11 protein-coding genes are annotated in these 12,412 nt (G+C 67.8%); all 11 read left to right on the top strand.

Annotated features, from left to right (window positions below; translation table 11 throughout):
• Position 1: 1 nt before the first annotated feature.
• The 11 genes from SKZ59_RS07830 to SKZ59_RS07780 all read left to right on the top strand — a co-directional run bounded on the left by SKZ59_RS07830 (position 2) and on the right by SKZ59_RS07780 (position 12,302).
• On the top strand, positions 2 to 1,603 hold the full coding sequence (locus tag SKZ59_RS07830) for a hypothetical protein (RefSeq protein ID WP_319991310.1): 1,602 nt from the start codon (positions 2 to 4) through the stop codon (positions 1,601 to 1,603).
• Positions 1,600 to 2,295 (top strand): hypothetical protein, encoded by a 696-nt coding sequence (locus SKZ59_RS07825; protein ID WP_254671763.1) that lies wholly within the window; start codon positions 1,600 to 1,602, stop codon positions 2,293 to 2,295. The genes SKZ59_RS07830 and SKZ59_RS07825 overlap by 4 nt, the downstream gene beginning before the upstream one ends.
• The gene (locus SKZ59_RS07820) at positions 2,292 to 2,699 is read left to right on the top strand and encodes a hypothetical protein (protein ID WP_319991309.1); all 408 of its coding nucleotides are present in this window, start codon (positions 2,292 to 2,294) and stop codon (positions 2,697 to 2,699) included. The genes SKZ59_RS07825 and SKZ59_RS07820 overlap by 4 nt, the downstream gene beginning before the upstream one ends.
• Positions 2,696 to 3,430, top strand: coding sequence for a hypothetical protein (locus SKZ59_RS07815; RefSeq protein WP_319991308.1), 735 nt, complete (start codon positions 2,696 to 2,698; stop codon positions 3,428 to 3,430). Before SKZ59_RS07820 ends, SKZ59_RS07815 begins: the two co-directional genes overlap by 4 nt.
• Positions 3,427 to 4,137: a type II secretion system protein gene (locus tag SKZ59_RS07810; RefSeq protein ID WP_219330336.1), complete on the top strand. Its 711-nt coding sequence runs from the start codon at positions 3,427 to 3,429 to the stop codon at positions 4,135 to 4,137. Before SKZ59_RS07815 ends, SKZ59_RS07810 begins: the two co-directional genes overlap by 4 nt.
• Positions 4,137 to 4,910 carry an ABC transporter permease subunit gene (locus SKZ59_RS07805; protein ID WP_319991307.1) on the top strand — a complete coding sequence of 258 codons (774 nt, stop codon included), beginning with the start codon at positions 4,137 to 4,139 and terminating at the stop codon, positions 4,908 to 4,910. The genes SKZ59_RS07810 and SKZ59_RS07805 overlap by 1 nt, the downstream gene beginning before the upstream one ends.
• Entirely contained in the window at positions 4,910 to 5,662 is a 753-nt protein-coding gene (locus SKZ59_RS07800) for a hypothetical protein (RefSeq protein ID WP_319991306.1), read from the top strand. Before SKZ59_RS07805 ends, SKZ59_RS07800 begins: the two co-directional genes overlap by 1 nt.
• 43 nt (positions 5,663 to 5,705) lie before the next feature.
• Positions 5,706 to 6,278, top strand: coding sequence for a prepilin-type N-terminal cleavage/methylation domain-containing protein (locus SKZ59_RS07795; protein WP_034755294.1), 573 nt, complete (start codon positions 5,706 to 5,708; stop codon positions 6,276 to 6,278).
• A gap of 27 nt (positions 6,279 to 6,305) precedes the next feature.
• Positions 6,306 to 6,668: a NirD/YgiW/YdeI family stress tolerance protein gene (locus SKZ59_RS07790; RefSeq protein WP_319991305.1), complete on the top strand. Its 363-nt coding sequence runs from the start codon at positions 6,306 to 6,308 to the stop codon at positions 6,666 to 6,668.
• Positions 6,669 to 6,900: 232 nt separating this feature from the next.
• Positions 6,901 to 11,382: a PAS domain-containing protein gene (locus tag SKZ59_RS07785; RefSeq protein ID WP_319991304.1), complete on the top strand. Its 4,482-nt coding sequence runs from the start codon at positions 6,901 to 6,903 to the stop codon at positions 11,380 to 11,382.
• Positions 11,379 to 12,302 (top strand): diguanylate cyclase domain-containing protein, encoded by a 924-nt coding sequence (locus SKZ59_RS07780; RefSeq protein WP_081367976.1) that lies wholly within the window; start codon positions 11,379 to 11,381, stop codon positions 12,300 to 12,302. The genes SKZ59_RS07785 and SKZ59_RS07780 overlap by 4 nt, the downstream gene beginning before the upstream one ends.
• The last annotated feature ends 110 nt before the right edge of the window (positions 12,303 to 12,412 follow it).

Below are 12,412 nucleotides of genomic sequence, written 5' to 3'. Positions count from 1 at the left end.
CGTGTTCCGCAAACAATTACTCTACATCACCAGCGACGCCCTGTGCGCCTACGACTGGGACCATGGCGTGCTGGGCCCGGGCCAGGCCTTTCCCGCCAGCGCGGCCGGGCTGGACGGTTTCGCCGCGTGGCTGGAAGACCCGCAGGCGCACCGCTTCGACGTGCCCGCCTACCTGCTGACGGACTTGATCGAAGAGGATTTCCAGCGCCAGCTGCTGCCCCACGTGCGCGGCAAGGCGGGCCGAGCCTTGCTGGAGCGGCGCAAGCAGCAACTGCACCGCGATACGCCCTACCGGGGCAGCACCCTGCTGGGCCGTGAAAGCACGGGCCGCCACGACGACCAGGTGCTGTTCTTCGCCCTGACCAACCCATCCTTGCTGCAGCCGTGGACGGAGGCGCTCGAGCACCTGTGCGTGCCCGTGGCCGGCATCTATTCGACCAGCCTGCTCAGTATCGCGCTGGTCAAAAAGCTGTCGATCGCGCATGAACACTTGCTGCTCGTGACGCAGCAGTCGGGCGGCTTGCGGCAAAGCTACTATGAAAAGGGCCAGCTGCGCTTTTCGCGCCAGACGGCCACCATCGCGCTCGACGGCGTGGCCGTGAATATTGCGCTGGAAACGGAAAAGACACGGCAATTTCTGACCAGCACGCGCATGCTGGCGCGCGGCGACGTCCTGAATACCGTCATCCTGGCGCCGGCCGCGCAGATCGCCAAGCTCGAACTGCTGTGCGACAACGGCGTCGAAGTGGCTTACCACTTCATCGACCTGCAACTGGCCGCCGAAAGAGTGGGCTTGCGCAAGACGCCGGCGCTGGCCGATGAATTGCTGCTGACCTTGTTGGGCAAGCATCCGCCGTCCAGCCACTATCCGCCAGGCGCGCTGGCCCGCTACTACCACTTCCAGCGCGCGCGCAAGACGCTGTATGGCGCCAGCACGCTGATCGGCGCGTCGGCAGCCCTGTGGTGCGCGATTAACTTGCTCGGCGGCATAGCCGACGGGGCCGCCATCCAGCGCCTGGCGCAGGAAACGGCGTCCTACCAGGAGCGCTACCGCAGCGTCATGTCGACCCAGCCGCCGGCGCCGGCCAAGACGCAGAACATGAAAGTGGCCGTGACCCTGGGCCACATGATCGCCAGCCAGGCGCCGGAGCCGGGGCGGCTGCTGGGCATGCTGAGCGCCGCGCTGGACCAGGCGCCGCAGGTGGCGCTGGGCCAACTGCACTGGCATGCGGGCCAGGCGCCCGCGCGCGTAGCCGGCAATCAGCCACCGCAACAGCAGCAGCAACAGCAACAGCAACAGCAACAGCAACAGCAACAAAGTACGGGCGGGACGACCGGCAGCGCCCTGGCCGGCATTCCCGTCGCGCCGCCGCAGGCGCTGCGCCTGGAAGCGAACGTGGCCATGCCGAACAACGATTACCGCGCGGCCCTGGCCGCCATCACGGCCTTCGCGCAAACCCTGGCGCGCCAGCCGGGCTTGCAGGTGACGATCGAGGAAACGCCGCTCGACCTGCGCCCCAGCGCGGCCCTGTCCGGCAAGAGCGCCGTGCCGGCGCCAGCCAGCCAGGCCCGCTTCACCCTCTTGCTTGCGTGGCAGCCATGAGCGGCCCCGTCAAGCAGCCGCCCCTGCCCGGCATGCAGCGGACCAGCACGCCCGCGCGCGCCCTGCCCGCCTGGCTGGGCGAACTGCACCTGATACGCCGCGCCCTGCTGTGCTTTACCCTGACCATGCTGGCCAGCCTGGTGCTGCTGAGCCTGAGCATCGCCTACCGCGAACGCGAGGCGCAGCAGCTGGACCTGGCCCAGCGCACGCGTTCGGCGGCCGCCATGCTGTTCAACCACGTGGAAGCGGAGAAGCAGGAAATCCGCGCCTATGAACCGCGATTCCTCGCCTTGCGCCAGCGCGGCCTGATCGGCGAGGAAAACCGCCTCGCCTGGATCGACGCCATCCGCCGCAGTCAGGAACAGCGCAAACTGCTGCCGATCAGCTATGACATCAGCCCGCAGCAAGGGCTACAAGTGCCATTGCCCATGGTGATGGGGCAATATCATTTGCGCGGCAGCCGCATGCGCCTGCAGATGGATTTGCTGCACGAGATGGATTTGCTGAACCTGCTGGACGATTTGCGCCAGGCTGGCTATTTCGCCGTGCAGGATTGCACGCTCAAGCGCCATGCCACGGCCGGCGCCGGGCCAGGCAGCGGCGGTGCGAGCGGGGCGGCGCCCACCTTGGGCGCCGAATGCGAGCTGCTGTGGCTGACCCTGGGCAGCACGCCCGTGCCGGGGCGGCCATGAAGCGCACCCTCGTCCTGTGTGCGCTGCTGGCTGGCGCCGCGCTCACGGCCCAGGCGCAGCCACCGCAGCTGGGGCGCTTGTTCCTGTCGCCCGAGCAGCGCGCCCAGCTCGACGCGCAGCGCTACGGCCCGCCGGCGCCCGATCCGGCCCTGGCGGCACCGCCGTCCCCGCCGCCGCCACCGCCGCCCGCACCGCCCGTGGAATTGAATGGCGTGGTACAGCGCAGCAGCGGCCGCACCACCGTCTGGCTGAACCAGGAAGCGCAGAACGAGCCGCACAACCATCTCGCGCGTGGCCAGCCAGGCACGCTGACCTTGCGCCTGTCGAACGGCCAGGTGCTGCTGCTCAAACCGGGCCAGCGCTACGATCCGGCCAGCGGCACGGTCACCGAGGCGCCGCCATGACGCCGCGCCAAGCGCATCGTCAACCTCGTCGCCAGCGCGGCGCCGCCCTGTTGCTGCTGGTGGCCGTGCTGGGCCTGGGCACGGCCAGCCTGCTGATCAGCGCCTTCGGGCGCAACACGGGCGAAGCCGAACGCCAGCAGCGCACCCTGGCCGCCCTGGCGCAGGCGCGCGACGCCTTGCTGGGCTTTGCGGTGGCCAATGGCCGCCTGCCCCGTCCGGCCGCGTCCGCTCTCGACGGGCGCGAACGGGCCGCCGACTGCGCCAACGATACCGAGTGCAGCGGCTTTTTGCCGTGGGTCGCGCTGGGCGTGGACGGCGTGGATGCCTGGGGCAAGCTGCTGCGCTACAGCGTCACACCGGAAATGGCGCGCGCGCCCATCGTCTCGTTTTCCGCCGTCGCCAACAGAGTCGTGCTCACGCGCGACGGCCGCGGCACCGTCGCCTTCGTGGCGGGACAGGAGCAGTGCGACGTCAGCGCCCAATGCCTGCCCGTCGTGCTGTTCTCGCAAGGCAAGGATCACTATGGCACGGCCGCCAGCGGCGTGCCGCAGATCAATACGGCGCGCGGCAATATCGACGAAGCGGCCAACGACAGCGCCAGCCGCAGCTTCATCACCCGCCCCACCACCGACCTTGCCGCGCTGCCCGGCGGCGCCTTTGACGACATGCTCACCTGGATTACCTTGCCTACCCTGTATCAACGCATGCGCGCCGCGCGCAACCTGCCATGAGCGCCCGCCATCCGCGCCGCCAGCGAGGCTTTTCCCTGATCGAGATCGCCATCGTGCTTGTCATCGTCGGCTTGATGATAGGCGGCCTGGTCACGCCGTTGACGGTGCAGCTGGAACAGCGCAAGGTGGCCGAGACGCAACAGGCGCTCAATGAAGCGAAGGAAGCGCTGACGGGCTACGCGCTGCGCTACGGCTACCTGCCGTGTCCCGCCATTTCCGCCGGCAATGGCCTGGAAGACCGGCGCGGCACGCGCTGCACGGGCGAAAAACGCGCCGGCTTCCTGCCATGGGCCACCCTGGGGCTGCGCCAGGGCGACAGCTGGAACAATCTGTTCCGCTACAGCGTCACACCGGCCTTCAGCGACAGCGAACAGCAGTTCAACCTGGGCACGCCGCGCGACATCAGCATCGTCACGCGCAACGGCGGCGCGCTGCTGCAGGCGACGGCCTTGAGGGACATCCCCGCCATGATCATGTCGCACGGGAAAAACGGCTTTGGCGCCACGGGCGTGCAGGGCCAGCGCCAGGCTGTCCCTTTCGGCAACAATGTCGACGAGCGCAACAATGCATCGAACGCCACCACCTTCATCAGCCGCGCCGCCAGCGGCCCGCAGCAGCCGGGCGGCGAGTTCGACGATATCATCGTCTGGCTGTCGCCCAACATCCTGTTCAACCGCATGGTGGCGGCGCAAAGGCTGCCCCGCTGATGCGCATGCTCTTGCCCTCGTTCACCATCGCCCGCTACACGCTGCTCGAAGCGCTGCGCAGCCGCCTGCCGTGGCTGTTCGTGCTGGTGGCCTGCGCTTGCGCCGGCCTGGCCGGCTTCCTGCAGCAACTGGCGCTGACGGAAAGCGGCGCCGTGCAAACGTCCCTGCTGGCCGCCGCATTGCGCCTGGCCAGCGTCTTCCTGCTGGCCACGTTCATCATCACCAGCATGGCGCGCGAAGCGGCCGACCGGGGCCTCGAATTGCTGCTGGCGCTACCCATGCCGCGCGCGGCCTACCTGCTGGGCAAACTGCTGGGCTACGGGGCGCTGGCGGCCGTGCCCGCCGTGCTGTTCGGCCTGTTGATGGCGCTGTTCGCCGCGGCCGCGCAAAGCGCGCTGTGGGCGCTGTCCCTGCTGGGCGAACTGTGGATCGTCGCCGCCTTCAGCCTGCTGTGCGCGGCCAGCCTGCAGCAGGCCCTGCCGGCGCTGGCCGCCACGGGCGGCTTCTATGTGCTGGCGCGCATGCTGGGCAGCCTGCAACTGCTGGCGCACGGCCCGCAGGCGGGCGACTCCTGGCCGCAGCGGGCCACGGCCGGCGCCATCGACATGCTGGCCCTGCTGCTGCCCCGCCTCGACGCGTTTACGCGCACGGAGTGGCTGCTGTACGCGACTGGCGACTGGCAAGCCCTGGCCGGCGTGGCGGCGCAAACGGCCATCTATGTGGCCTTGCTGGCCAGTTGCGCGCTGTGCGACTTTTACCGCAGGAACATCTGATGGCCGCCGCCCAGCGTCCCTGGAGCAGCGTGCCGCGCCCCCTGTGCTGGCTGCTGGCGGCCTGCCTGCTGCTGCAGCTGGGCTGGCGCCTGGCGCAGCAGCACGCCCCCGCACAGGCGCGGCCCCTGCCCGCCGCGCCGCCACCTGGCGTGGCGCGCCTGGCCAGCCTGGGCGAACCGCTGGCCATGTCGAAGGCCATGCTGCTGTACCTGCAGTCGTTCGAGGACCAGCCCGGCGTCAGCCTGCCGTGGCGCGCGCTCGACTATGACCGCCTGGCCAGCTGGCTGGAGACGGCGCAAACGCTCGACCCGCGCAGCCGCTACGCGCTGGTGGCCGCCAGCGAAGTGTATGCGGGCGTGGCCGATCCGCAGCGCGCGCGGCGCATGCTGGCCTTTGTCGCCGCCAGCTTCGCGGCCGACCCGCAGCAGCGCTGGCCCGCGATGGCGCAGGCGGTGCTGGTGGCGAAGCACCAGCTGCACGACCTGCCGCTGGCGCTCGGCTATGCGCGCGCGCTGCGCCAGCTAGCGACGGGGCCGCACGTGCCGCCGTGGGTGCGCGAAATGGAAGCGTTCATCCTGGAAGACATGGACCAGCTCGACGGCGCCCGCCTGGTGATCGGTGGCCTGATCGCCAGCGGCCAGATCAGCGACCCGCACGAGCTCGCTTTCCTTGCGCGCAAGCTCGATGAACTGGCCAAAAAGAAAGCCAGGCCATGCGCGCGCGGCGCCATTTGCAGTAAACTGCCATTCTGAAGACGCCACACCAGGCACCAGCACTTTTTTCCAAGGAAATCCCATGCTCCCACGCCGCCAGCACGGCTTTACGCTCGTAGAAATCGCCATCGTCCTGGTCATCATCGGCTTGCTGCTCGGTGGCGTGCTCAAGGGACAAGGCTTGATCGACAGCGCCAAGGTGAAAAACATCATCCAGCAGTCGAATGCGCTGACGGCCGCCGTCAACGCCTACCAGGACAAGTTCCGCGCCCTGCCCGGCGACGATATCCAGGGCACCGTGCACGTGCCCAATTCGGCCGGCAACGGCAATGGCGATGGCCAGATCGGCGACGGCCAGCCGCGCGAATTCACCCTGGCGCCGCAGCACCTGGCGCTGGGCGGCTTCATCACCGGCTCGTTCAACGGCACCTCGCAATTCATGACCAGCGCCCAGGGCGGCGCCGTCTACCTGTACAACGACGAAGTGGGCGGCCGGGCCGGCAACGGCATCCGTTTCGACAACCTGCCCGAGAGCTACGCCGAGCAGATCGACAGCAAACTCGACGATGGCGTGGCCAGCACGGGCAGCGTCCGGGCGAACATGCCCTATGGCAATGCCGGTGCTATCATTCCCCGCACCGCCGTATTTTTCTGAGCCACCAGTCACTATCGAAGGAATACCATGTCACTGCACCGCACACTCATCGTCTCCCTGGCCGCCTGCGCCGCGCTGGCCGGCAGCGCGCAAGCCCAATACGTGGGACCGACGGCCGGCCCGGCCGCGCCCGCCAGTGTGGCCGCCATCCTGAAAAATCCCGTCGACGACCAAGCCGTCGTACTGCGCGGCAATCTGCTGCGCAAAGTGGGCAACGAGAAATATACCTTCTCCGACGGCACGGCGGAAATCCGCGTGGACATCGACGACAAGGTCTTCATGAACCGCAAGATCGACGCCAGGACCCGCGTGGAAATCCGCGGCGAAGTGGAAAAAGATTTCATGGAAAGCCCGGAAATCGACGTCGACGTGCTGACCGTCGTCCCGTAAGCTGCCTTGCCATCCCGCCGCCACGGCGGGGTGGGTGTCACCCTCTTCTGTATGCCTTGCGCAACCTTTTTTCCATTCCAGAAACTAGGCTTGTCAGAACAATCAATTTCGTCTAGCATCTTTTCATTCAAGGTCAGCCAGCGCCAGCGTGAGCCTGCCTGTCGACTCATCCATTCTGGGAGCTTTCCGGGTGCAAGATTTGCCTTCGATACGCTCAAGAATTTCATGGCTGGTGCTTGCCTGGGTCATTCCGACGGCCCTCGTGTTTCTCCTGCTCGTGGCGCAAAGCTACACGCGCGAACGCGACCATGTCGTCAGCGAAACGGCGCAGGCGGCGCGCGCCGTCACGGCCGCCGTTGAACGCGACTTGAGCGGCGCGCAGATGGCCGCGCGCATCCTGGCCGCCTCGCCCGCCCTGCAAGCCGACGACATCGGCGCCCTGCGCGCCCTGGCCGGCAGCCTGCTGCAGCCGGGCCTGGCCGTCAGCGCCTTCATCGTCTCCGATACCAAGGGGCGCCAGCTGGTCAATACAGCCCTGCCCGCCAGCCAGGTGCCGCCCCCCTTGCCGCAGAAATGGGCCGCCAGCATGGAGCGCACGCGCGACTCCGGCAAGCCCCGGCTGACCAGTTTGCTGATGGCGCCGGACGAGGTGCCGCGTCTGGCCCTGAACCTGCCCTTGCCGCGTGACAAGGGGCCCGCCTATGTGCTGACGGCGCTATACCCGCCCGACTACCTGCCCTTGCTGCTGCGCGAGCTGCACCTGCCCGCCTACCTGGGCGCGGCCATCGTCAATGCCGACGGCATCAACGTGGCGCGCACCCTGGCGCCGCAGCGCTATGTGGGCCAGCGCAGCGCGGCGCCCCTGCTCGAGCAGATACGCCAGGCGCGCGAAGGCGTGCTGCGCCATACCACCCTGGAAGGCCTCGACGTGTATACGGGCTTTCGCCGCGCGCCCGACGACGCCTGGACGGTGGCCGTTACCATGCGCACCAGCACGGTGGCCGAAGCCCTGCTGGGTTCCGTGGTCACTGGTTCCCTCATCCTGGCCCTGCTGCTCGGTGCCGGCTTTGCCCTGGCCTGGCGCGTGGGCGGCCGCCTGGCCCGCACCCTGCAGGAACTGACACAGCAGATCCACGCGCTGGCGCAGGGCAAGCCCCTGCTCTCGAACCGCCATGCGGACCGCGAATCGGCCGACATGGCAGGCGCCCTGGGCGCGCTGGAACGCGACTTGCGGCGCCACCGCACGCAGCTCGAAAGCCTGGTGGCCGAACGCACGCTGGCCCTGGAAAAATCCACGCGCCTGCTGGAAACCGTGTACGCGACGGCGCCCATCGGCATGCTGTTCGTGGACCTGGACTTGCGCATCGTCATGATCAACCACTACCTGGCCGCCATCAGCGGGGCCAGCGTGGCGCAGCATCTGGGCCAGCCCGTGGGCGCCATGCAGTTCGACGACGCCGTGCGCGTGCAGGTCGAACGCTGCGTGCGCCAAGTGCTGGATACGGGAACGCCCATCGTCGACCTCGAATTACAAGGCCATGGCGGGCGGCAGCGCGAGCATCCGAGTCACTGGATCGTCTCGTTTCACCCGATCTTCGGCCCAGAGCAGCAATTGCTGGGCGTATCGGGCCTGTGGCTGGACATTAGCGAGCGCAAGCGCAGCGAAGCGGAGTTTCGCCGTTCGAAACACCTGTTCGGCACCATCATCGAAAACATCCCGGCCATGGTCTTCGTCAAGCGCGCCGACAAGCTGAGCTTTGAAATGATCAACCGCCACGCGGAACTGACCCTGGGACGCTCGCGCGAGCAATTGCTGGGCAAGACTGACCACGATTTCTTCCCGCCGCAGCAGGCGTCCGCCTTCGTCAGCGCCGACCGCAAGCTGCTGGCCACGGGGCAGATGGTGGAAATCGAACAGGAAGCGATCAACACGGCCGACGGCACGACGCGCCACTTCACCACGCGCAAAGTGGTGTTGCGCGACGATGCGGGGCGCGCCAGCCATGTGCTGGGGGTATCGATCGACATCACGGAACGCAAGCGCGCCACCGAGGTGCTGCACGCCACCACCTTGCGCCTGGAACAGAGCGAGCGCTTCATCCGCACCGTCACCGACAACCTGCCCGGCATGGTGTCGTACTGGGGCGCCGATCTGCGCTGCCGCTTCGCCAATAATTTCTATAATGAATGGTTTGGCCGCAGCAGCGCCGAGATGGCCGGCATCCACATGAGCGAACTGCTGGGGCAGGAACTGTTCGACGTGTACGCGCCCCACGTCGAGGGCGTGCTGGCGGGCCGGCCCCAAAGCTTCGAGCGTGACCTGCTCGACCCCACGGGCCAGGTGTGCCACACGTGGACCAATTACATTCCCGACCTCGACGACGGCGGCGGCGTGCGCGGCTTCTTCGTGCTGGCCTCGGACGTATCCGAACTCAAGCGCACGGAATTGCGCCTGCACGAACTCAACGAGCAAATGGTGCGCGCGCGCGACAAGGCCGAGGCGGCCAGCACGGCGAAGAGCGAATTCGTCGCCAACATGAGCCATGAAATCCGCACGCCGATGAACGCCATCATCGGCCTGGCGCGCCTGCTGGAAGAGTCGCCGCTGGAACGGCGCGAGCGCAGCTATGTCGGCAAGATCCAGATGGCCACGCAGTCGCTGCTCCATATCGTCAACGACGTGCTCGATTTTTCCAAGATCGAGGCGGGACAAATGGTGCTGGAACAGCGCCGCTTCCAGCTCGAACGCATGCTGGGCAGCGTCGGCGTGCTGCTGGCCAGCAGCGCCTGGGCGCGCGGCGTGGAGCCCGTGTTCGTGCTCGACCCGCGCGTGCCCGACGAACTGATCGGCGACGCCCTGCGCGTGGAACAGATCCTGATCAACCTGATGGGCAACGCCGTCAAGTTCACCTCGCATGGCGAAGTGGTGCTGGCCATCACCATGGTGGCCGAGGATGCGGCCAGCGCCACCCTCGAGTTTTCCGTGCGCGACACGGGCATCGGCATCGGCGCGGCCGAGCAGGAACACATCTTCGACGCGTTTTCCCAGGGCGACAGCGGCACCAGCCGCAAATACGGCGGCACGGGGCTGGGGCTGGCCATCTGCCGGCGCATGGTGGAATTGATGGGCGGCCAGCTCAGCGTGAAAAGCACGCTGGGCCAGGGTTCCGACTTCCGCTTCCGCTGCCGCTTCGACAAGGTGGCGCCGCCGCCCGAGCCGCACGGCAAGGGCGCGTCCAGGGCGCTGTCGCTGCTGATCATCGACGACAACGCCAGCGTGCGCGCCATGCTGGAAGACTGGTGCGCGGCGCAGGGCTGGCGCAGCCGCAGCGCCGACAGCGGCGCGGCCGGCCTGGCCCTGCTGCGCGCCCAGGCCAGCGGCGAAGCGGCGGCCGATCTTGTGCTGCTCGACGCGGCCATGCCGGGCATGGATGGCATTTCCATGCTCACCGAGGCGCGCACCGACGAACACCTGGCGCTGCCGCCCGTGATCATGCTGGTGGCCGACCAGGACAGCGAAAACCTCGAACGGCTGGCCGACAGCCTGATGCTGGCCGGCATCGTCTCGAAACCGGCGACGCCAGCGCGCCTGCTGGCGGCCGTCACCGCTGTGCGGGATGGACGCAATGCCCGCAGCGCGCCATCCATGCTGCCCGTGTCCTCGCCCCTGTCGGGCTTGCTGGAAGGCATGCGCGTGCTGCTGGTGGAAGACAATGAAATCAACCAGGAAGTGGCGCAGTACATCCTGCTGCACTCGGGCGCGCGCGTAGCCGTGGCCACCAACGGCAGGCTGGCCGTCGACATGCTGGCGCACAGCCCGCAAGCGTGGGACGTGGTGCTGATGGATTTGCAGATGCCCGTCATGAACGGCTACGACGCCACACTGGCCATCCGCGCGCTGGGCTTGCCGGACTTGCCCATCGTCGCCATGACGGCCAATGCCATGGACGAAGACCGCCTGCGCGCCATTGCCAGCGGCATGAATGCGCACGTGGCCAAGCCCATCGATGTCGACGACATGATCGAGACCCTGACGCGGCTGGTGCCGGCGCACCAGGCTGGCGGCAGCAGCGCCGCGCAGCCAGGCGGCGGCGCCACGGAGGTGTTGGAAATGCCGGCCTCGATACCCGGCATCGACCTGGCGGCGGCCCTGCACCGCTTCGGCGGCGACTATGGCGCTTTCCTGGCGCTGCTCAAGCGCTTTGAAAATTCGCAGGGCGACGCCGTCGAGGAAGCACGGCGCCTGCTGGCCGATGGCCAGACGCCGCAGGCGGCGCAGCTGCTGCACCGCGTGTGCGGCGTGGCGGCCAACCTGGGCGCAGCCCATGTCGCCAGCCTGGCCGCCGAGACTGAAAAAGCGCTGAAGACAGGGCAATCGCACACCACGGCCGCCTTGCTGGAACAGCTGGAACGGGCGATGGCCGAAGTCATCGATGCGGCGCGCACCCTGCCCTCGCCCCTGCGGCGCGGGCAGCCGGCACAGGCCGCGTCCGGCAGCGCAGCGGTCGACCTGCACGCCGGCCTGGCCGAGCTGCTGGTCCTGATCCGCAACAATAACCTGAAGGCGCTGGCCCAGTTCCACGTCCTGCACCCCGCCCTGCAACAATCAGACCGGGAAGCGGCCCTGGCGCTGGCCAACGCGATCGAGACCCTGAATTTTTCCGCTGCGGAAAAACTCGTGCTCGATCAGCTGAAACGAGAGGAAAACAAGTGAGCTGGACCAACCTTGCCATGAACGGGCGCATCCTCATCGTCGATGACGCCATGGAAAACATCCAGATCCTGCACCAGCTGCTGCGCGAGGAACACGACGTGCTGTTCGCCCTGAGCGGCGAGAAGGCGCTGGAAATTGCGCACAATCAACTGCCTGACCTGATCCTGCTCGACGCCGTCATGCCCGGCATGGATGGCTACGCCGTCTGCAATGCGCTGCGCGAGTCGGCCATCCTCAGCGCCATTCCCGTCATCTTCGTTACGGCCTTGAACCAGCCCGAAGACGAAACGCGGGCACTGGAAGCGGGCGCCGTCGATTTCATCACGAAGCCGTTCAACGCGGCCGTCGTGCGCGCCCGCGTGCGCAGCCAGCTGACCATCAAGCGGCAAGCCGATGCCATGCGCGAACTGTCGCTGACGGATTCGCTGACGGGCGTGGCCAACCGGCGCAGCTTCAACGACACGATGGACAGCGAATGGCGGCGCTGCGCGCGAGACGGCGTGCCGATGGCCCTCATCATGGCCGATATCGACCACTTCAAGGATTACAACGATACGTATGGCCACCAGGCGGGCGACCTGTGCCTGCAACAGGTGAGCGCCGCCCTGCGCCGCTGCGCCGTGCGCCCGCCCGACCTGCTGGCGCGCTACGGCGGCGAGGAATTCATCATCCTGCTGCCGCAGGAAACGCGCGACGGCGCAGAGGTGGTGGCCCAGCGCATCCTCGACGAAGTGCGCGCGCTGCACATTCCCCACGCCAGGTCGAGCGTCGGCCCGCACGTCACCGTCAGCCTGGGCATGGCCAGCGTCATGCCCACCGAAGGCATGGACCCGAGCGCCCTGATCCGCGCCGCCGACGCCCTGCTGTACCGCGCCAAGCATACGGGGCGCGACAGGTATTGCGCGTCGGAGGGGGAGTGAGGAGGAGGCGCGCGCCTGCTGCATGCCTGCCTGCGTCGGCTTACGCCCTGCGGGCGAAGCCGACCTACGCCGACCTACGCCAACCTACACCGACCTACGCGGCGAGCCAG

Origin of the sequence: Janthinobacterium sp. GMG2 (assembly GCF_033949445.1) — a bacterium.
Classification (GTDB): Bacteria; Pseudomonadota; Gammaproteobacteria; order Burkholderiales; family Burkholderiaceae_D; genus Janthinobacterium; species Janthinobacterium aestuarii.
The sequence above is the reverse complement of the archived record's forward strand: the minus strand, read 5'-3'. Positions and strand labels throughout refer to the sequence as shown.

Bases quoted from the DNA above. Each gene is read 5' to 3' on its own strand.
- SKZ59_RS07805 (WP_319991307.1), top strand. From the start codon at position 4,137: ATGCGCATGCTCTTGCCCTCGTTCACCATCGCCCGCTACACGCTGCTC.
- SKZ59_RS07790 (WP_319991305.1), top strand. From the start codon at position 6,306: ATGTCACTGCACCGCACACTCATCGTCTCCCTGGCCGCCTGCGCCGCG.
- SKZ59_RS07815 (WP_319991308.1), top strand. From the start codon at position 2,696: ATGACGCCGCGCCAAGCGCATCGTCAACCTCGTCGCCAGCGCGGCGCC.
- SKZ59_RS07800 (WP_319991306.1), top strand. From the start codon at position 4,910: ATGGCCGCCGCCCAGCGTCCCTGGAGCAGCGTGCCGCGCCCCCTGTGC.
- SKZ59_RS07810 (WP_219330336.1), top strand. From the start codon at position 3,427: ATGAGCGCCCGCCATCCGCGCCGCCAGCGAGGCTTTTCCCTGATCGAG.
- SKZ59_RS07825 (WP_254671763.1), top strand. From the start codon at position 1,600: ATGAGCGGCCCCGTCAAGCAGCCGCCCCTGCCCGGCATGCAGCGGACC.
- SKZ59_RS07795 (WP_034755294.1), top strand. From the start codon at position 5,706: ATGCTCCCACGCCGCCAGCACGGCTTTACGCTCGTAGAAATCGCCATC.
- SKZ59_RS07820 (WP_319991309.1), top strand. From the start codon at position 2,292: ATGAAGCGCACCCTCGTCCTGTGTGCGCTGCTGGCTGGCGCCGCGCTC.